We start from the raw sequence: 20,098 nt of genomic DNA on the forward strand, positions 1-20,098 counted from the left end.
GGAGGTGATTTATTTTTCGACGCCCAGCCCCAGCTCGTGCGCGAAGAAGGTCAGGCCGATCGCGGTATCACCGACGCGCTGGCTGAACGGGGCGCCGACGCCGTGGCCAGCGTTCATGCGGGTCAGCAGCAGGATCGGCCGCGGCGATGCGGTGGCATTCTGCAGCGCGGCGGCGAACTTGCGCGATTGCCACGGCGCCACGCGCGGGTCGTTCTCGCCGGTGGTGAGCAGCACCGCCGGGTAGGCGGTGTTCGCCTGCACGTGCTGCAGCGGCGAGTAGGCCAGGGTGGCCTTGAACTGGGCCGGGTCCGCGATGCTGCCGTACTCGGGGATGTTGTACGGACCGTTGGCGAAGTCGGTCTCGTGGCGCAGCATGTCGTAGATGCCCACGCGCGCCACCACGGCGCGGTAGTCGCCGGGGTGCTGCACGATCTGCGTGCCCATCAGCAGGCCGCCGTTGCTGCCGCCGAGGATGCCGAGGTGGGCGCGGTTGGTCCAGCGCGCGTCGATCAGCGCCAGCGCGGCGGCGTGGAAGTCGTCGAACACGTTCTGCTTGTGCAGTTGTTGGCCCTGCGCGTGCCAGAGCTGGCCGTTCTCGTTGCCGCCGCGGATGTTGGCGTAGGCGAGCACGCCGCCGTGCTCCAGCCAGGCCAGGTTCGGGCCGATGAAGCCGGGCTTCACCGGCAGGTCGAAGCCGCCGTAGCTGTACAGGATGGCGGGCCGCTTGCCGTTCGCCGTGGTGCCGGGCAGCGACAGCACGGTCACCGGGATTTTCGTACCGTCCTTCGAGGTGCCATCGATGCGGCGCGCGACCACCTTCGAATAGTCGGCGGCAGGCTTGACCTCGAATACGGTTTTCAGCGTGCCGGTGTTGCCGTCGTACTCGGCCCAGCGCGCGGGCGTGGTCCAGCCGCTGTAGCTGATCAGCGCCTTCGGCTGGCCGGATTCGGAGGCGATCTCGCCAATGCCGATGCCGTGTTCCGGCAGCGGCAGCCGACGCACGAACTTGGCGCCGGCGCCGTACTGCTCGACCCACCAGTCCGGCCCCCAGCTGCGCACCACCAGGAAACCGTCGCCGAGCGGGGCGATCTGCTGGATCGCACCTTCGCGTTCGGCCAGCACCGGCACGGCCTTGCCGTCGTCGCCGATGGCCACGATCCGGCCGCGCGGCGCATCGCGGAACGCGGCGGCGTATAGACGTCCATTCGCCCAGGCGGCGGTGCGCACGTTGGCGCCGCGGTCGAGCACGCGAGTGAAGCGGTCGCCGTGCTGCAGGAACACCTCGGCCGGGCCGCCGTCGCCGTCGTAAGCGAGCACCGCGGCCTGCGCGCTGGCCGGCGCGTTCACCAGCACGTACTCGGCGGTTTTCGAATAGCCCTGGCCGAACACCACGCGGTCCGCCGCGGCGGCCTGGCCCAGCGCGTGGTGCACCAGCGTGGCGTGGAACTGTTCCACTTCCTGGCCCGGCGCTGGTGGCGCGAAGCGCACGTAGCTGAAGCCGCGCTCGTCGGCGTCCCAGGCCAGCCCCTGCGGGGTGGTGCCGCCGCCGGCCCAGGGCAGGGTGTCGGGCAAGGTCTTGCCGCTGACCACGTCGAGCACGCGGATGGTGGTCAGTTCGCTACCGCCCTCGGCGGTGCCGTAGGCGAGGTAGCGCCCGCGGGGCGACGGCCAGTAGGCGGTGATCGCAGTGCCACCGTGATCGGTGTTCGGATCCACCAGCACCTTCGCCGCGCCGTCCGGCCAGGCCTTCGCCATCAGTACTGGCTGCGGTTGCGGCGGGGTCTGCTGCAGGTAGAACAGGGTGCCGCCGGCCAGCATCGGGCCGGTGCGCGCGGTCGAGGTGATCGCCAGCTGCCGCACCCGTGCGGTGAGCGCCTTGCCCTGCGGCATCGCGGCCAGGGCCGCCTCGGTATACGCATTCTGTGCAGCGATCCATTGCCGCACCGCCGGGTCGTCCGGGTTTTCCAGCCAGCGGTACGGATCGGCCACGCTGACGCCGTGGAGCTCGCTGGACGCGGCCTGCTGCGGCGTGGGCGGCGGCAGCGGTTGCGATTCGCCGATCAGCGCGACCTCGCGCGGCGGCTTCGCCGACGGACTCACAGGCGGCAGCTGGGCCGCGGCGGCGGCGCCGGCGAACAGCAGGGTGGCGGCGAGGGGCGCGAGACGCATGGCGAGGGTTCCATGGAAAGACGTGAAGGCGAGCAGAGTAGCAACGCGCCGCCGCCGCTGCAGCCAGCGGCCACTGACTTTCGGCAGGGGCGGCCGCAGAACGCCTGGGTGCTCGGTTATGCTGGCCTCTTTGCCCCTGGGAAAATCCATGCGTCGATTGCTGCTGGCTGCCCTTGTCGCCTTCACCACCGCGCCGCTGGCAGCACTCGCCGCGCCGGCATCGACGCCGCTCGACCTGGAAACGGTGATGGCCAATCCGGACTGGATCGGCCAGGCGGTGGAGTCGCCGTACTGGAGCGTGGACGGGCGCAGCCTGTACTACTCGCTGAAGCGCGACGGGAGTCCGCTGCGCGACCTGTACCGGGTCGACCCGGTCACCCGACAGGGCACGAAGCTCGACCCGGCCGCGCTGGCGCAGGCCGACGGCCCGGCGGTCCTCGACCGCGCGCACCGGCATGCCGCCTTCATCCTGCACGGCGACGTATTCGTGGTGGATCTGCAAAGCGGCCGGCGCAGCCAGCTCACCCGCACGCCGCAGGACGAATCCGCGCCGCGCTTTTCCGCCGACGGCCGCGCGCTGCAGTTCCGCGACGGCAACGACTGGTACAGCCACGACCTGGCCAGCGGCGTAACCGCGCCCGCGGCGGTGCTGAAGTTCGCCGACGACCCGCAGGCGAAGCAGCCCGACGCGCTGGGCGAGCGGCAGCTGGAATTGTTCAAGACGCTGCGCCGGATCAAGGCCGACAAGCAGGCGAAGCGCGACGAGGACCAGGCGCTGGCCGCTGCCGACCCGGGCCGTGCGCCGCTGCCGTTCTTCCTCGGCGACAAGATCACGCCGATCGACAGCGAGCTGTCGCCGGACGGCCGCTGGCTGTTGCTGGTCACCGCACCGAAAGGCTACGAGGCCGGCAAGGCGCCGGAAGTCACCCACTACGTCACCGACTCCGGCTACGCCGAGCAGAAGGAGACCCGCGTGTACGTGGGCCGCAAGGACCCGGCGCCGCAGTCGTTGCTGCTGCTCGACCTGGTCAACCACCAGACGCACCCGCTGGCCACCGACACCCTGCCCGGCATCAAGGACGATCCGCTGAAAGACTTGCGTGCGCGTGCTGTCGCCGCGCTGCAGAAGGCCGGCAAGGCCGAGCAGGCCAAGGCGCTGAAGGCGCCCGAACAGCGTGCCGTGCGCATCGTCGGCAGCGCCGACGACGGCGGTGGCGGCGGCATCGCGTGGAGCGACGACGGCCGCAACCTCGCCATCCAGCTGCGCGCGATCGACAACAAGGACCGCTGGATCGCCAGCGTGGATTTCAGCAAGCACGTGTTGGTGCCGCAGCAGCGGCTCACCGACAAAGCCTGGATCAACTGGAACTTCAACGATTTCGGCTGGCTGAAGGACGGCCGCACGCTGTGGTACCTGTCCGAGGGAACCGGTTGGTCGCAGCTCTACACCAAGCCGCTGGACGGCAAGGCGATGGCGCTGACCACCGGCCGGTTCGAGGTGAGCCACCCGCAGCTCAGCGACGACGGCCAGTGGTTCTACCTGCGCACCAACAAGGTCGCGCCGTACAGTTACGACGTCTACCGCGTGCCCAGCGCCGGCGGCGAGCTGGCGCGCGTGACGAACTACCAGGGCATGGACGACTTCGCGCTGTCGCCCGACGGCACGCAACTCGCCGTGCTGCATTCCTCGCCGTACGTGCTGCCGCAACTGGCCGTCCAGCCGTCCGCCGGCGGCACGCCGCGCGAGCTGACCAACACGATGAAGGCGGCATTCAGCGCGCACGACTGGATCGCGCCGAAGATCGTCGAGGTGAAGTCCAGCCACGGCGCCGGCACCATCTACGCGAAGTACTACGGCCCGGCGAGCGAGGATGCGTCGCCGAAGCCCGCGGTGATCTTCGTGCACGGCGCGGGCTACCTGCAGAACGTCACGCTGTCGTGGTCGCACTACTTCCGCGAGCAGCTGTTCCACAACCTGCTGGTGCAGCAGGGTTACGTGGTGCTGGACATGGACTACCGCGCCTCGGAAGGCTACGGCCGCGCCTGGCGCACCGCGATCTACCGCCAGATGGGTCACCCGGAACTGGAGGACCTGCTCGACGGCAAGGCCTGGCTGGTGCAGAACCATCACGTCGACCCGCGGCGCGTGGGCATCTACGGCGGCAGCTACGGCGGCTTCATGACCGAGATGGCGCTGCTGCGCGCGCCCGGCGAATTCGCCGCAGGCGCCGCGCTGCGCCCGGTCAGCGACTGGACGCTGTACAACCACGAATACACCTCGGACATCCTCAACGATCCGCAGCTCGATCCGGAAGCGTTCAAGGCCAGCTCGCCGATCGAGTACGCCGACGCCCTGCGCGATCCGCTGCTGATCCAGCACGGCCTGATCGACGACAACGTGCTGGCCGAGGATTCGATCCGCCTGTACCAGCGCTTCATCGAACTGCACAAGAAGAACTTCTGGATGTCGCTGTACCCGCTGGAACGCCACGGCTTCGTGCACGCCGACTCGTGGTACGACGAATACCGGCGTATCGATGAGTTGTTCGAGACGTATGTGAAGCCGGTGAGGGACACTCCCGCCGCGCACTGATCGGCGTGATGCGGCAGGCCGTCGACATTCCCGTGTCAACGGCCTTGCGGCATGATGGCGAAGGAGCGGGCCACAATGGGACGGGGGAAGACATGAAGAAGTCGGGTTTCGCCGCGATGGCGGCGTCGTTGCTGCTGGCGTGCACAGGCTGCACCGTGGTGTCGCCGGATGCCGGCCAGCAGGCCGTGCTGATCGACAAGCCGATCCTGTTCGGGCACGGCGGCGTGCGCGACCAGCCGGTGACCACCGGACTGAGCTATGCGTGGTTTTCCACGCGACGGATCTACGTCAACATGTTTCCGCAGCAGTACGACGGCAACTTCACCGACCTGATGTCGAGCGACGGCGTGCCGCTGGATTTCCACGCGATCATCCGCCTGCAGGTGGTCGATCCGGTGGCGCTGGTGAAGAACTTCGGCCAGGACTGGTACAAGAACAACGTGGAGCAGGAGTTCTTCAACCGGGTGCGTTCGGCGGTCAAGAAGCACGGCATGAACGAGACCGCGATCCAGACTACCGCCATCGACGAGATCGACAGCGAAGTCAGTCGCGAGATGACCGCCTACCTCAACGACAACAAGCTGCCGATCCGCCTGATCAAGATCACCGTGGGCAAGGCCAATCCGCCGGACGCGGTGCGCAACCAGCGCGTGGAAACCGCGCAACAGGAGCAGCGCGTGCTGACCGAGCAGAAGCGCAACCTGGCCGAACAATCGCGCAAGGCGGCGGAACAGAGCCGCGCCGAGGCGGACAACGCCTATCGCCTGGCGATGAATCTCAGCCCGGCCCAGTTCGTCGAGATGGAACGCATCAAGATGCAGACCGAGGTGTGCGCGGTGAAGGATGCGAAGTGCACCTTCATCATCGGCAGCGCAGTCGATCCGGTGGTGAGCGTGAAATAGCCGATTCCCGCGCGTCGTCAGTGAAGGCGACGCCGCCGTGGACTTGACCGCCAAACAACGATGAGCACACCGCGCCGGATGCGCGCGGTGTGCTCATTGTCAGGCTACGGGACTGCTTAGTGCAGCGCGGCCAGCCTTACGTCCTTCACCTTCAGCGCCTGCGCCACGTCATACATCGCCTGGTTGAGGAGCTTGTGGGTGTTTTCGTCGGCGCCGTGGCCGAATTTCGCGTCGACGTCCTGCATCACCTGCACGTGGATGTCGTGCGACAGGGCCTTGTCGAACAGATAGCCCGACCACCAGGTACCGTCAGGCGTGGTGCCTGCCGTCACCAGCGTGCTGGCCAGCTTGGTGCCCTTCAGGTCCGCCGGCGCGGCTGGCAGCTTCACGCCCGCTTCGGTGGCGCGCTTCAGGCCGTCGTTGACGGCGAAGGTCATGCCTGCGATGAAGTTGTCGGTGGCGGTCTTGCCGTACTGCTTGGTGAGCTTGGCCACTTCGGCGTTGACGGTGTCCTGGCCCAGCATCGAAACCAGCGCCGTGGCGAAGTCGAAGTGGCTGGCGCCACCACCGGCTTCGACCAGGGCAGCGGTGACGTCCAGCGCCGGCGCGCCGCTGTAGGTGACGCCGCCGAACCAGTTCATCTGCGAGGCGTACATGCTGTGCGCGGGTGTGGCCGGGGCTTGCTGCGCCTGCACGGCGGTGATGCCGCCAAAGGCGAGCGCGAGGGCGAGGGCGAAGACGGTCTTGTTCATGGTGATCACTCCTTCAGATGGGTAGCGCCAGCGAGCGAATGCACGCTGTAAACGTACCAGTGCACATGGGATGCGATCAGCCCGCGAGAGGTTCCGGTGAACCGTCGACAAGTGCGGGAACCTCCTGCGCAGCTGGCTCATCCGATGGTTGAATCCGCCAGAGAACACCTTCCATGCTCGATTTCGCCCCGGCTGCCACCCAACCCGCCGTGCTGCCTGAAGCAGTCACCACCCCGCATCCGACCCGCGCCGAGGCGGAAGCCGCGGTGCGCACGCTGATCCGCTGGGCCGGCGACGACCCCGCGCGCGAAGGCCTGCTGGCCACCCCGGCGCGGGTGGTGCGTGCGTACGAGGAATGGTTTGCCGGCTACCGGCAGGATCCGGCCAGCCTGCTCAGCCGCACCTTCGGCGAAGTCGGTGGCTACGACGAGCTGGTCGTGCTGCGCGACATTCCGCTGCAGTCGACCTGCGAGCACCACCTGGCGGCGATCCGCGGTGTGGTGCACATCGCCTACCTGCCGAACCAGCGCGTCGTGGGCATCTCCAAGCTGGCGCGGCTGGTCGAGGCGTTCGGCCGGCGCCTGCAGATCCAGGAGCGACTCACCGCGGAGATCGCCGACACGCTGGCCAAGGTGCTGCAGCCGTGCGGCGTGGCGGTGATCGTCGAGGCCAGCCACGAATGCCTGTCCTCGCGCGGGGTGCGCCTGCACGGGATATCGATGCAGACCCGACGTCTGCTCGGCGAATTCGCGCATGAACCGCGGCGTGGCGAGATCCTGGCCATGCTGGCCGGCTGAGAGGTTGTGGCTATTCAACCTCTCAGGCCGGCCAGGGGTGGCCGGTCGCGGATCGGGCACGCAAGTGCCTGATTCGCGCGAGCGAGTCCGGGCGTGTACCGGACTCGCGATAGAAGAAAACCACAGGACGTGGTTTTCTTCACAGGCTCTGACCCGGGAACCTCAAGTCGCCCGAATGCATCGGATCAGGTGTAAAAGGAGAAAGCCATGTCAGCCCATGCCCATGCTGTACCCGTCGACTACGCCGCGCTGGACGACCACGCGCTGGTGACGCTGGTCCGCGCCGGCCATCGCGAGGCATTCCGCCACATCATGCAGCGCTGCAACCAGCGGCTGTACCGCGTGGCGCGTGCGGTGATCGGCGAGGACTCGGAAGCAGAAGACGTGCTGCAGGAATCGTATATGCGTGCCTATGACAAGCTGGATTCATTCCGTGGCGATTCGACCCTGTTGACCTGGCTGACCAGCATCGTGCTGAACGAGGCGCGCGGCCGGTTGCGCAAGCGCCACACCATGGTCGGGCTGGAGCAGGTCGACGCCGCGCCGGACGACACCCACCAGATCGTGCAGTTTCCCTCGAAGTTCGGCAGCGAGGATCCGGCGGCCGCGGCCGCGCGCATGCAGATTCGCCACCTGCTGGAAGATGCGATCGACGAACTGCCGCGGGCGTTCCGCACCGTCTACATGATGCGCGAGGTGGAGGAATGCTCGGTGGAGGAAACCGCCAGCCTGCTGACGATCAAGCCGGAGACGGTGAAGACCCGCCTGCATCGCGCGCGCCGGCTGCTGCGCACGTCGCTGCAGGGCAGCCTGGCCGGAACCATGGGCGAGGTGTTCCCGTTCATGGGCCAGCGCTGCGCGCGCGTCGCCGACGCGGTGATGGCGCGACTGGAGGCCGAACAATCGACCTGACTCGTGCGGTTGGGCAGGGCGGGCACCGCCCGCCGGCGTTTTGCTGCCGGGACGCGAGACCCAGAGCGGCGGGCAGTGCCCGCCCTACGCTGCTGCCCGTGGCGATGTGATCAGCGCGGCGTCGGCGTGGCCGGCGGGGCGATCCGCTGCAGCCGCTCGGCCAGTGTGGCGCGCGACAGTTCACCCATGTGCATGTCGCGCAGGCGGCCGTCGGCATCGAGGAACAAGGTGGTCGGGTAGCCGCGGGCGTTGTAGTGGTTCGACAACTGCAGGTTGCCGTCGATCAGCACGTTCTCCAGTGCCAGCCGCTGCACCTGCATGAAGTGCTGCACCGCCGCCGCCGATTCGCCCTGGTCGGCGAATACGAAACGGATTCGCGGCATCGCCCGCTGCGCCTCGGCCAGCACCGGCATCTCGCGCCGACACGGGCCGCACCAGGTGGCCCACAGGTTGATCACGGTGGGTTGGCCGCGCAGCGTTTCCAGCGGCACCTCGTGACCGTCCAGGTCGCTCACCACGAGGGCCGGCAAGCCGGGATGGGTGGTCGCGGCCAGCTTGTACGCGACCAGTCCGGCGAAGGCCCATGCCGCGATGCCGACGGTCACGCCGGCGGCCAGCGGTCGGCGCAGCGGCGGCCGACGCCAGCCGATCAGCAGTGCCGCGACCACCAGGCCGAGCGCTCCGGCGATCGGATCGAAGCCGCTGTCGCGGATGTTCAGCACGCTGGCCGGTTGCTGCACGTACTGCGGCCACCAGCTGGCCACGTAGGCGACGCGTGCGCTGAGCAGGCCGATGCCGAGCGCCAGGTACAACGCATTGCCAGCGTCGCCGTAGCCACGCTTGGCCAGGAAGCCGGCGACGGCGAGCGCGGCGATGACGCCGAACAGCAGCGCCAGCAGGGCTGACGAGAGGGCCAGTGGTCCGATGTTCAAGTGCTTCCATCCTTGCCGGTGAAGGCTCGCGCCGATGGCGGCGAGCAGGAGCAAGGGGGAACCTTACCCGGTATCGCGCGGCCGGGCATCGCGGGCAGTCGTCAGTCCCCCCGGCGCAGGCCGGCCGCCTCGCGCGCCAGCAATTCGATGCCGGCCCAGTCGCCGCTGGCGAGTTTGTCGGCGGGAGTGAGCCAGGAGCCACCCACGCAGAGCACGTTCGGCAGGGCGAGGAAGTCGGGCGCAATGCTCAGGCTGATGCCGCCGGTGGGACAGAAGCGGATCTGCGGCAGCGGGCTGGCCCAGGCGCCGAGCAGCTTGTGGCCGCCGGCCGGCACCGCCGGAAAGAACTTCAGATGCCGGTAGCCGCGTTCGAGCAGGGCCATCGCCTCGCTGGCGGTGGCCACGCCGGGCAGCAGCGGCAGTGCGCTGTCGTCGGCGGCGTCGAGCAGGCGCGGCGAGGTGCCGGGCGACACGGCGAAGCGTGCGCCGGCCTGCTGCGCGGCTGCCAGGTCGCGCGCGGTCAGCGCGGTGCCGCAGCCGACCATCGCGCCTTCCACCTCGGCGGCGATCGCGCGGATCGCGTCCAGCGCCGCGTGCGTGCGCAGGGTGACCTCGATCGTCGGGATGCCGCCGGCGACCAGCGCGCGCGCCATCGGCACCGCGGCCTTCGCGTCGTCGATGATCACCACTGGAATCACCGGCGCCAGCCGCATCAGGGCCTCGACTTGCTGCTGCTTTGCTTCGATGGCGTTGGTCACGTAAGGCTCCGTCTTCTTGGCTCCTCCCCCTGCAAGGCAGGGGGAGGTTGGGAGGGGGTTGCTCAGGGTTGCGAGGAAGGTCAAGAGCGACCCCACCCCAGTTGTGTAGGGCGGGCAGTGGCCGCCCTACGGGTGTTTCACAGCACGCCGGCGCCGAGGTCGGCGTTGGCGGCGGCCTGGCGGAACAGGCCGAACAGTTCGCGGCCCATACCGCTGTGCTCGCCGGAAAGGTCGGCGACGTGCGGCAGGCGCGCGTCCAGTTCGTGCGCTTCCATCAGGACGTCCAGACGTCCGTTCGCCGCGTCCAGCCGGATGATGTCGCCGTCGCGGATCTTGGCGATGTTGCCGCCGGCCACTGCCTCGGGGGTCACGTGGATCGCCGCCGGCACGCGGCCGGAGGCGCCGGACATGCGCCCGTCGGTGAGCAGGGCGATGCGGTGGCCGCGGTCCTGCAGCAGCGCCAGCGTGGGGGTGAGCTTGTGCAGCTCGGGCATGCCGTTCGCGCGCGGCCCCTGGAAGCGCACCACCGCCACGAAGTCGCGGTTGAGTTCGCCGCGCTTGAACGCGCCGGCCACCTCGTCCTGGTCGTTGAACACGATCGCCGGCGCCTCGATCAGCAGGCGGTCGTCCGGCACCGAGGAGACCTTGATCACCGCACGGCCGAGGTTGCCGTCGAGCATGCGCAGGCCGCCGTCGGCGCGGAACGGTTCGTCCATGCCGCGCAGCACGCCGCGGTTGCCGCTCTGCTTCGCCACCGTCACCCAGGCGATGTCGCCGGCCTCGTCCAGCTGCGGCACGCGCGTGTAGCCTTCCAGGCCGGTGCCGAAGATGGTCTGCACGTCGCCATGCAGCAGGCCGGCGCCGAGCAGCTGGTCGATCAGGAACGCCATGCCGCCGGCGTCGTGGAACTGGTTCACGTCGGCGTAGCCATTCGGGTACACGCGCGCCAGCAGCGGGATCACACCGGACAGCGCGTCGAAATCGTCCCAGCGCAGCTGGATGCCGGCGGCGTGCGCGATCGCCACCAGGTGCAGCAGGTGGTTGGTGGAACCGCCGGTGGCGTGCAGGCCGATCACGCCGTTGATGATCGCGCGCTCGTCGATGATGTGGCCCAGCGGCAGGTAATGGCCGCCCAACGCGGTGAGGCCGGCGACGCGGCGCACCACCTCGGCGGTGAGCGCGTCGCGCAGCGGCGTGTCCGGCGCGGTGAAGCTGGCGCCGGGCAGGTGCAGGCCCATGATCTCCATCAGCATCTGGTTGGAGTTCGCGGTGCCGTAGAAGGTGCAGGTGCCAGGCGCGTGGTACGAAGCGGCTTCGGCTTCCAGCAGTTCGGCCTTGCTCGCCTTGCCATCGGCGAAGGCCTGGCGCACCTTCGATTTCTGTTCGTTCGGGATGCCACTGGGCATCGGCCCCGAGGGCACGAACGCGCCGGCCAGGTGGCCGAAGCTCAGCGCGGCGATCAGCAGGCCCGGCACGATCTTGTCGCAGATGCCGAGGTACAGCGCGCCGTCGAACATGTCGTGCGACAGCGCCACCGCGGTGGCCAGCGCGATCACGTCGCGCGAGAACAGCGACAGCTGCATGCCGGCGCGGCCCTGGGTGATGCCGTCGCACATTGCCGGCACACCGCCGGCGACCTGCGCGGTAACGCCGGCGTCGCGGGCGATCTGGCGGATCAGCGCGGGGTAGCGCTCGTACGGCTGGTGCGCCGAGAGCATGTCGTTGTAGGCGGTGACGATGGCGAGGTTGGAGCGCTCGCCGTTGCGCAGCGCCGCCTTGTCCTCCGTGCCGCAGGCGGCGAAGCCATGCGCGAGGTTGCCGCAGGACAGGTGCCCGCGCCGCGGTCCGCTGCGGTCCACCGCGTCGATCCGCCTGAGGTAGGCCGCGCGCGTCTCGCGGCTGCGCTCGCGCAGGCGTTCGGTGACTTCGGCGACGACGGGGTGCAGCGTGGTCATGACAGGCTCCGGCAGCGACTCATTTTTTTCGTTCCTCGACGATGCATTTCGGTCTCAGGTGCATACAGCGTTCACTCAAGCGCGGACTTCACTTTTTGTCATTCCCGCGAAAGCGGGAATCCAGTGACTTCAGCGGTTCCCAGGTCGTGCAAGGCGCTGGATCCCCGCTTTCGCGGGGATGACGGCGCTGAAGCAAGTACGATTCGTCTCAGGGGCACCAGTACACCGCCACCGGCACGCGCTGCTGGGCCAGCACCGCACGCACCGGGTAATGCTGCGCGGCGCCGAGACCGAGCCGCGCGTCGGCCAGCAGGTCGCGCTTTTTCTCGCCGGCGACCAGCAGGTACAGCGCGCGCGTTTCCAGCAGTGTCGGCAGGGTCAGCGTGATCCGCGGTTCGCCGGCGCCGGGCGCGCGCATCGGCAGCACGCGGGCATGGCCGTCCGGGTCCAGCGCCTCGGCCAGGTGGTCGCCGCCGGGGAAGAACGAGGCGGCATGGCCGTCGTCGCCCATGCCCAGCACCACCGCGTCGAACGGCAGCGGCAGCGCCTCGATGCGCGCCGTGGCGGCGGCCAGCCCGGCTTCGGGAGTGGCATCGCCGGTATACAGCGGCACGAACGGGGCGGCCGCGGCAGCGTGCTGCAGCAGGCGCGCCTTCACCAGCCGCGCATTCGAGCGCTCGTCGGTATCAGGCACCCAGCGCTCGTCGACCAGGGTCACCTGCACCCGGGCCCAGTCGAGCTGCTCGCGTGAGAGGCGGTCGAAGAAATCCTTCGGCGTGCTGCCGCCGGAAACTGCCAGCACGGCGTGGCCGCGTTCGACCAGGCCGTGGCGCAAGCGCTCGGCGACGCGTTCGGCCAGCGCCGTGGCCTGCGCCTTGCAGTCGGTGAAGCTGTGTGTGGTGACGTTCAAGTGGGTAGTCATGGCAGGTGTCGCGACGGACGCTCAGGCGTGGCCGCGCACATCGTGGGGAGGGGATGAGCAGTCTGCCGCACGCATTGGGGTTGTCGGATGAAGCGCCGGTAAACGCGGCCTACTCACTGTCTTCGTTCCAGGTGCGGCCGTCGCGCTCGATCAGCGCCACCGCGGCGCTCGGCCCCCAGCTGCCCGCGGTATACGGTCGCGGCGCCTCGCCGCTGTCGGCCCAGGCGGCGAGGATCGGACCGGCCCAGCGCCACGCCGCTTCCACTTCGTCGCGGCGCATGAACAGGGTGGGGTTGCCGCGCACCACGTCGAGCAGCAGGCGTTCGTACGCATCGGGCTGCTGCACGCCGAACGCCTCGGCGAAGCTCATGTCCAGCGGCACGTGGCGCAGGCGCAGGCCGCCGGGACCCGGATGCTTGATGGTCAGCCACAGCTTGACGCCCTCGTCCGGCTGCAGTCGCAGCACCAGCCGGTTCTGCGACAGCGTGCCGGAGTCGGGACTGAAGATCGAATGCGGCACCGGCTTGAAGGTCACGACGATTTCCGACACCCGGCTCGGCAGCCGCTTGCCGGTCCGCAGGTAGAACGGCACGCCGGCCCAGCGCCAGTTGGCGATCTCCGCCTTCAGCGCGACGAAGGTTTCGGTGTTCGACTTGCTGTTGCCCAGCTCCTCCGGGTAACCCGGCACGCTGGCGCCTTCGGCCACGCCAGCGCGGTACTGGCCACGCACGGTGAGCTGGGCGGCGTTGCTGTCGTCGATGGGCTTGAGCGAATGCAGCACCTTCAGCTTCTCGTCGCGCACCGCATCGGGCGCCAGCGAGGACGGTGGCTCCATCGCCACCATGCACAGCAGCTGCAGCATGTGGTTCTGCACCATGTCGCGCAGCGCGCCGGCGCGGTCGTAGTAGGCGCCGCGGTGGCCCACGCCGAGGGTTTCGGCCACCGTGATCTGCACATGGTCGATGTGCCCGGCGTTCCACAGCGGCTCGAACAGCGCGTTGCCGAAGCGCAGCACCAGCAGGTTCTGCACCGTCTCCTTGCCGAGGTAGTGGTCGATGCGGAAGGTCTGCGATTCGCTGAACACCTTGCCGACCGCGTCGTTGATCTGGTTCGCGCTGGCCAGGTCGCGGCCGATCGGTTTCTCCAGCACCACGCGCGAAGCGCCCTGGTTGAGCTGGTAGTGGCCCAGCCGGGTGCAGATGTCGACAAAAAGTTCGGGCGAGGTGGACAGGTAGAACACGCGCACGTGCCCGGGCTGTTTGCCCATGAACGCGGCGAAGTCGTCCCAGCCCTCGTCCTTGCGCGCATCCAGCGGGCGGTAGAACACCTGCTGCAGGAACACGTCGAGCTGAGCCGCCGCGCACACCCCGATCATCGCCTCGCGCAGGTGCGCACGGTAGCCGGCGTCGTCCAGCGCCTCGCGGGCGACGCCGACGATGCGGCTGCTGCCGGGGATCTGGCCGTCGAGGAAGCGGTGGAACAGCGCGGGCAGCAGCTTGCGCACGGCGAGGTCGCCGGTGCCGCCGAAGATCACCAGGTCGAACGGTTCGACCGTTTGGGAGGAAGCAGTCACGCGATTACCTCGACTCGATGCCGGATGGTGGGCAGGGCGGCCGGTGGCGCGCTTGCCCGGGTTGGCTTTGATCGTACCAGTGAAATACCAGATCGACTACCGCATTGCATACGAATTCATGCAGAGGCTCGATCGGGCACCCGCGGGCGCGCTTGCCATCCCGTTCGTCCCGAGTGCAGGCTACGGGCCGCAGTCGCTGGGATTGGCCAGGTCCGCGGGGTACTCCGGGTTCGCTCGCCGACGCGAGCCAGGCTCATGCGAACGGATTCGGGCCGCCGGGCACTCCAGGGTCGAGAGACGCGCCGGACAGCTTGCGGCCAGTGGTTCGCTATTGGTATCGTTCGCGCATGGAAGCCGCCCTCGCCCACGAATACCGCCGGATCTGCCACGACCCGGCCACGCACCAGCCGCTGGCCTACCTGCGGCTGCGCCAGGCGATCCGCAACATCATCGGGCACCGCGACATCGAGCCGGGCCAGGCGCTGCCCAGCGAGCGCGACCTGTCGCAGACACTGAAGCTGTCGCGGGTGACCGTGCGCAAGGCGATCGCCGGCCTGGTCGAGGAGGGTCTGCTGACCCAGCGCCACGGCGCCGGCACCTTCATCGCCGAGCGCATCGTCAAGCCGATGTCGCGGCTGACCAGCTTCACCGAGGACCTGCGCGAGCGCGGCCTGTCGCCGCGTTCGGAATTCTTCGAGCGCGGCATCGGCGAGGTGACGCCGGAGGAGTCGATGGCGTTGAACCTGTCGCCCGGCTCGCTGGTGGTGCGCCTGCACCGCTTGCGCTACGGCCAGGACGAGCCGCTGGCGATCGAGCGCAGCGTGGTGCCGGCCAGCGTGCTGCCCGACCCGCTGCTGGTGCACGACTCGCTGTACGAGGCGCTGGAAAAACTCAACGCGCGCCCGCGCCGCGCGCTGCAGCGGCTGCGCGCGGTGTCGCTGAACGCGCAGCAGGCGCGGCTGCTGCACGTCGGCGTGGGCAGTGCCGGGCTGAACATCGAGCGGCGCAGCTTCCTCGACGACGGCCGCGTGGTCGAGTTCACCTGCTCCTGGTACCGCGGCGACATCTACGATTTTGTCGCCGAACTGCAGACCGACTGAAGGAACGCCATGGACGCCCACAACACCCTGATGTTCCAGGAGGCGCACGAGTCGGCCGCGGTGCTGGCGCGCCAGTTTGCCGCGAACGAGGCGGTGGTGGCGGCGCTGGCGCGCGAGCTGCGCGAGCAGCCGCCGCGCTTCATCGTCACCTGCGCGCGCGGCAGCTCCGACCATGCAGCGGCCTACGCCAAGTACGTGTTCGAGACCCAGCTGGGCATCGTCACCGCGTCGGCCTCGCCGTCGGTCACTTCGGTGTACGCGGCCGAGCAGCGCTGGCAGGGCGCGCTGTTCATCGCGATCTCGCAGTCGGGCAAGAGCCCCGACCTATTGCGCAATGCGCAGGCCGCGAAGGTCGCCGGCGCGCGCGTGGTGGCGCTGGTGAACGTGGCCGATTCGCCGCTGGCGGCACTGGCTGACACAGTGATCCCGCTGCACGCCGGCCCCGAGCGCAGCGTGGCGGCCACCAAGAGTTATATCGCCGCCCTGGCCGCGGTGCTGCATCTGTGCGCGCGCTGGCGCGGCGACGCCGAACTCGGCACCGCCCTGCAGGCGCTGCCGGATGCGTTGCGCGCCGGCTGGGACGCGGACTGGTCGGCACTGGTCGATGGCCTGGTCGGGGCGCATAACCTGTTCGTGGTCGGTCGCGGCTACGGCCTCGGCATCGCGCTGGAGGCGGCGCTGAAGTTCAAGGAAACCTGCGGCCTGCACGCCGAGGCGTTCAGCGCCGCCGAGGTAAAGCATGGCCCGATGGCGCTGGTCGGCCCGGATTTTCCGGTGCTGTGCTTCGCCCAGGACGACGACACGCTGGACAGCACGCTGGCGGTGGCGCGCGAATTCCGCAGCCGCGGTGCGCAGGTGTTCGTGGCCGCGCCCGGGCTGCACGGCGCTGGCAGTTTGCCGGTGGCCGGCGGCCTGCCGGCGCTGTGCACGCCGCTGCTGACCATCCAGAGCTTCTACCGCGCCGCCAGCACCCTGGCGCTGCGCCGCGGCTTCAACCCCGACGTGCCGCCGCATCTCAACAAGGTGACGGAGACGGTTTGACCCATGGCAGGGGTAGGAGCCCGCTCGCGGGCGATGCTCTTGCGTTGTTCTCCCGTTCCACTCCCGTCGAGAAGCATCGCCCGCGAGCGGGCTCCTACGCGAGGTTTCGCATCCATGGTCGATTACGCATGAAGTCGCTCACCCGCGCCCGCGTCCTCACCGCCCACGGCTGGCGCGACGATCTCGCCGTGCTCATCGAGGGCGAACGCATCGCCGCGCTGCTGCCGCACGACCACGAGGCCGTGCGTGCCGCGCGGGCCGAGGACCTGGCCGGCGCGTACCTCGTACCCGGCTTCATCGACGTGCAGGTGAACGGCGGCGGCGGCGCGCTGTTCAACGCCGCGCCCACGGTGGAGACGATCCGCACCATCGGCGGCGCGCATCGCCGCTTCGGCACCACCGGCTTCCTGCCCACGCTGATCAGCGACAGTGTCGATACCATGCGCGCCGCGCTGGCCGCGGTGGAGCAGGCGTTCGACGAAGGCGTGCCGGGCCTGCTCGGCATCCATCTGGAAGGCCCGTACCTCGCCCCCGGGCGCAAGGGCGTGCACGACCCGAAGTGGTTCCACGTGCCCGGCGAGGAAGAACTCGCCCTGCTCTGTGCGCCGCACCGCGGCGTGCGGCTGCTGACGCTGGCACCCGAGCGCGTGCCGCACGAATTCATTGCGCGGCTCGCTGCTGCCGGTGTGCTGGTCAACGCCGGCCACACCGCCGCCGACCACGCCACCATCCGTGCCGCGCTCGCCGCGGGTGTGCGCGGCTTCACCCACCTGTTCAACGCGATGACTCCGCTGGGCAGCCGCGAACCCGGCGTGGTGGGCGCGGCGCTGGACGACCCCGGCAGCTGGTGCGGCCTCATCGTCGATGGCCACCACGTGCATCCGGCCAGCCTGCGCGTGGCGATCGCCGCCAAGCCGCGCGGCAAGATGCTGCTGGTCACCGACGCGATGCCGCCGGTCGGCGCGGACCGCCCCGACTATGTGTTGAACGGCGAAACCATCATCGTGAAGGACGGTATCTGCCAGACCGCCGGCGGCGTGCTCGCCGGTTCCGCGCTCGACATGGCCAGCGCCGTGCGCAACACCGTGCAGATGCTCGGCCTGCCGCTGGACGAGGCGGTGCGCATGGCCAGCACCTGGCCGGCCGAGTTCCTCGGCTTGGGCGACAGCCACGGCCGCATCGCCCCCGGCTGTCGCGCCGACCTGGTGGCGCTGGGCGACGAATACCGCGTGGAGCGGAGCTGGATTGGCGGTGTGGCCGCGTAGAAGCCCGTTCGTGGGCGATGCTTCTGCGCAACATGACGAACATCGCTCGCCGGCGAGTTCCTGCACCTGCATTGCCGAAATAGCTGTCCGAGACTAAAGTGGCGCAGTTCAGGTGTCCCGACGGTGCATTGCCGGAGGGATGAAACGGGAAGCCGGTGCGTGGCGTGCGAACACGCTGCAAGGCCGGCGCTGCCCCCGCAACGGTAAGCGAGATCGCGAACGGCAAAAGCCACTGTGCGCGGCACGGGAAGGCGTCGTTCGAGGCAGGCGGGTCACCGCGTGCCACTCGCCAGCCCGGAGACCGGCCCGAACGATTCCTGGTGGCTCGCGGTGGGCGAGGCCGAACCACGTGTCGGTCGTTGCTGCCTGCCCGTCGTTCCGTCTTCCTTCCCCGTGTGCCGTCAGCTCATTGAACACGTGAGCCGTGCGCGGGTGCGCGGCGTAGAGGAACGAACATGATGAAGAAGTCCCTGCTGGCAGCGACGCTGCTCGGCTGCACGATGGCGGCACAGGCTGCCGACCAGAACGACGCCTCGTCGCTGAGCCCGGTGATCGTTACCGCCACGCGCACCGCGATCACCGCCGACGAGGCGCTGTCGTCGGTGACGGTGATCACCCGCGCCGACATCGAGCGGCTGCAGCCGCTGTCGGTGCCGGACCTGCTGGCCGGTCTGCCCGGCCTGAGCTTCGCCAACACGGGCGGTTACGGCGAACAGACTTCGCTGTTCATGCGCGGCACCAACTCCACCCATACCCTGCTGCTGGTCGACGGTGTGCGGGTGGCCTCGGTCAGCGCCGGGCTGGCGGCGTTCGAGCAGATCCCGGTGGAGCAGATCGAGCGCATCGAGGTGGTGCGCGGCCCGCGTTCGAGCCTGTACGGCGCCGACGCGATCGGTGGCGTGATCCAGATCTTCACCCGCCGGGGTAGCCGCGACGGTGGCCTGCTGCCCACGTTCAGCGTGACCACCGGCAGCAACAACCTGCTGCGCGGCCAGGCCGGCCTGTCCGGCGGCAGCGAGCATGCCTGGTACAACCTCGGCGTCGGCGCCCAATACACCCGCGGCATCAACGCCTGCCGCGTTGGCGCGGCCGAGGCGTTCGCCGGCTGCTTCACCGACGAGCCGGACCGCGACGCCTTCCGCAACAAGAACCTCAGCGCCAGCGGCGGCTATCGCTGGGACAACGGTGCCGAACTCACCGGCGCCTGGCTGCGCAGCCTCGGCGAGATCCATTTCGACGGCAGCTACCAGAACCGCAGCCGCACCCTGCAGCAGGTTGCCGGCAGCAGCTTCAGCTTCAATCCGCTGGAGGCGTGGAAGACCACGTTGAGCGTCGGCCAGAACCTGGACCGCTACGACAACTACGAGAACGAGAACTTCGTCGGCTACATCTATTCGCGGCGCAACCAGGCGTCGTGGCAGAACGACCTCAGCGTGGCCAGCAACCAGTTGCTGACCCTGGGCGTCGACTGGCAGGGCGAGCACATCGACAGCGACACCGGCTTCCTCGCCAGCCGCCGCAACAATACCGGCGGTTACGTGCAGTATCAGGGCACGTTCGGCCGCAACGAAGTGCAGCTGTCGGCGCGGCGCGACCACAACGGCCAGTTCGGCAACCACAACACCGGCGCCGCGGCGTGGGGCTACCGTTTCGACGACGGCTTGAAGCTCTCCGCCAGCTACGGCAGCGCGTTCCATGCGCCGACCTTCAATGACCTGTACTACCCCTACGGCAGCGGCAACCCCAACCTGAAGCCGGAAAAATCGCGCAGCGCCGAGCTGGGCCTGAGCCGGCAGCAGGGCGCGTGGAACTGGGCGCTGAACGCCTACCAGACCCGCATCGACCAGCTGATCGCGCTGGACAGCAACTGGGTGCCGCAGAACGTGAGCAAGGCACGCATCCGCGGCGTGGAAGGCCAGCTCGGCGTGAACCTCGCCGGCTGGCAGCTGCAGGGCTACCTGGGCTGGCTGCAGCCGCGCAACGAGGACGGCGGCGCCAACGACGGCAAGCTGCTGCCGCGCCGACGCGAGCGCACCGCGCGGGTGGACCTGGACCGGCGCTTCGGTGCCTTCGGCCTCGGCGCCACCGTCTTCGCCGCCGGGCGCGGTTTCGACGATGCGGCCAACCGGCACCGGCTCGGTGGCTACGCCACCACCGACTTGCGCGCCAGCTGGCACTTTGCGCCGGAATGGCAGCTCGAGGCGCGGCTGGCCAACGTGTTCGACCACCGCTACGAGACCGTGTGGTACTTCAACCAGCCCGGTCGCGGCGCGTTCCTGACCCTGCGCTACAGCCCCGCGGCACGCTGAGCCGTGCCGTGCATGCAGGAAGCCCGGCCGCGGGTTTCCTGCAGGCGGGTGGACTTCAGGCACATACACAAGGGAGGCGGCAGCTGGCATAAAGCCGACATGAAGGGAACTCTCGCCA

At 69.2% G+C, this 20,098-nt stretch carries 15 protein-coding genes and 1 riboswitch; of the genes, 8 read left to right on the plus strand and 7 right to left on the minus strand.

Translation table 11 applies throughout. From position 1 onward, the window contains the following. Window positions 1-9: 9 nt before the first annotated feature. On the minus strand, window positions 10-2,169 hold the full coding sequence (locus UUA_RS13230; RefSeq protein ID WP_008437693.1) for a prolyl oligopeptidase family serine peptidase: 2,160 nt from the start codon (window positions 2,167-2,169) through the stop codon (window positions 10-12). A gap of 148 nt (window positions 2,170-2,317) precedes the next feature. Here UUA_RS13230 and UUA_RS13235 point away from each other — a divergent pair, with 148 nt between their 5' ends. Both UUA_RS13235 and UUA_RS13240 read left to right on the plus strand, forming a co-directional pair. Beyond that, window positions 2,318-4,762: a S9 family peptidase gene (locus tag UUA_RS13235; protein ID WP_039954049.1), complete on the plus strand. Its 2,445-nt coding sequence runs from the start codon at window positions 2,318-2,320 to the stop codon at window positions 4,760-4,762. A 92-nt stretch (window positions 4,763-4,854) separates the two neighbouring features. Continuing rightward, window positions 4,855-5,664 carry an SPFH domain-containing protein gene (locus UUA_RS13240; protein ID WP_008437704.1) on the plus strand — a complete coding sequence of 270 codons (810 nt, stop codon included), beginning with the start codon at window positions 4,855-4,857 and terminating at the stop codon, window positions 5,662-5,664. A 116-nt stretch (window positions 5,665-5,780) separates the two neighbouring features. Here the strand turns inward: UUA_RS13240 and UUA_RS13245 are convergent, their stop codons facing one another. Then, window positions 5,781-6,416: a hypothetical protein gene (locus tag UUA_RS13245; protein ID WP_008437705.1), complete on the minus strand. Its 636-nt coding sequence runs from the start codon at window positions 6,414-6,416 to the stop codon at window positions 5,781-5,783. Window positions 6,417-6,589: 173 nt separating this feature from the next. On the opposite strand from UUA_RS13245, the gene folE reads away from it, so the two are divergent. Further along, entirely contained in the window at window positions 6,590-7,213 is a 624-nt protein-coding gene (folE, locus tag UUA_RS13250) for a GTP cyclohydrolase I FolE (RefSeq protein ID WP_008437706.1), read from the plus strand. Between the two features lie 207 nt (window positions 7,214-7,420). Continuing rightward, window positions 7,421-8,125 carry an RNA polymerase sigma factor gene (locus UUA_RS13255; RefSeq protein WP_008437707.1) on the plus strand — a complete coding sequence of 235 codons (705 nt, stop codon included), beginning with the start codon at window positions 7,421-7,423 and terminating at the stop codon, window positions 8,123-8,125. Window positions 8,126-8,235: 110 nt separating this feature from the next. On the opposite strand, the gene UUA_RS13260 is transcribed toward UUA_RS13255, so the two are convergent. From UUA_RS13260 to zwf, 5 genes are all read right to left on the minus strand, one after another. After that, window positions 8,236-9,057, minus strand: a complete 822-nt coding sequence (locus UUA_RS13260) for a TlpA disulfide reductase family protein (RefSeq protein ID WP_008437708.1) — start codon at window positions 9,055-9,057, stop codon at window positions 8,236-8,238. A 101-nt stretch (window positions 9,058-9,158) separates the two neighbouring features. After that, entirely contained in the window at window positions 9,159-9,815 is a 657-nt protein-coding gene (eda, locus tag UUA_RS13265) for a bifunctional 4-hydroxy-2-oxoglutarate aldolase/2-dehydro-3-deoxy-phosphogluconate aldolase (protein ID WP_008437709.1), read from the minus strand. 137 nt (window positions 9,816-9,952) lie between these two features. Next, window positions 9,953-11,770: a phosphogluconate dehydratase gene (gene edd / locus UUA_RS13270; RefSeq protein ID WP_008437711.1), complete on the minus strand. Its 1,818-nt coding sequence runs from the start codon at window positions 11,768-11,770 to the stop codon at window positions 9,953-9,955. A 208-nt stretch (window positions 11,771-11,978) separates the two neighbouring features. Then, the gene (gene pgl, locus UUA_RS13275; protein ID WP_039954052.1) at window positions 11,979-12,692 is read right to left on the minus strand and encodes a 6-phosphogluconolactonase; all 714 of its coding nucleotides are present in this window, start codon (window positions 12,690-12,692) and stop codon (window positions 11,979-11,981) included. A 109-nt stretch (window positions 12,693-12,801) separates the two neighbouring features. Then, window positions 12,802-14,265 (minus strand): glucose-6-phosphate dehydrogenase, encoded by a 1,464-nt coding sequence (gene zwf / locus UUA_RS13280; RefSeq protein ID WP_008437715.1) that lies wholly within the window; start codon window positions 14,263-14,265, stop codon window positions 12,802-12,804. Window positions 14,266-14,612: 347 nt separating this feature from the next. Between zwf and UUA_RS13285 the strand changes: the two genes are divergently transcribed. The 4 genes from UUA_RS13285 to btuB all read left to right on the plus strand — a co-directional run bounded on the left by UUA_RS13285 (window position 14,613) and on the right by btuB (window position 19,980). Beyond that, window positions 14,613-15,365 carry a GntR family transcriptional regulator gene (locus UUA_RS13285; RefSeq protein ID WP_008437717.1) on the plus strand — a complete coding sequence of 251 codons (753 nt, stop codon included), beginning with the start codon at window positions 14,613-14,615 and terminating at the stop codon, window positions 15,363-15,365. Between the two features lie 9 nt (window positions 15,366-15,374). Continuing rightward, entirely contained in the window at window positions 15,375-16,406 is a 1,032-nt protein-coding gene (locus tag UUA_RS13290) for an SIS domain-containing protein (RefSeq protein ID WP_008437719.1), read from the plus strand. A gap of 128 nt (window positions 16,407-16,534) precedes the next feature. After that, entirely contained in the window at window positions 16,535-17,671 is a 1,137-nt protein-coding gene (gene nagA / locus UUA_RS13295) for an N-acetylglucosamine-6-phosphate deacetylase (RefSeq protein ID WP_008437720.1), read from the plus strand. A gap of 93 nt (window positions 17,672-17,764) precedes the next feature. After that, window positions 17,765-17,995, plus strand: a riboswitch (cobalamin riboswitch). 134 nt (window positions 17,996-18,129) lie between these two features. Then, window positions 18,130-19,980 (plus strand): TonB-dependent vitamin B12 receptor, encoded by a 1,851-nt coding sequence (gene btuB / locus UUA_RS13300; RefSeq protein ID WP_008437722.1) that lies wholly within the window; start codon window positions 18,130-18,132, stop codon window positions 19,978-19,980. Window positions 19,981-20,098 lie beyond the last annotated feature (118 nt).

Source organism: Rhodanobacter thiooxydans LCS2 (assembly GCF_000264375.1).
Classification (GTDB): domain Bacteria; phylum Pseudomonadota; class Gammaproteobacteria; order Xanthomonadales; family Rhodanobacteraceae; genus Rhodanobacter; species Rhodanobacter thiooxydans.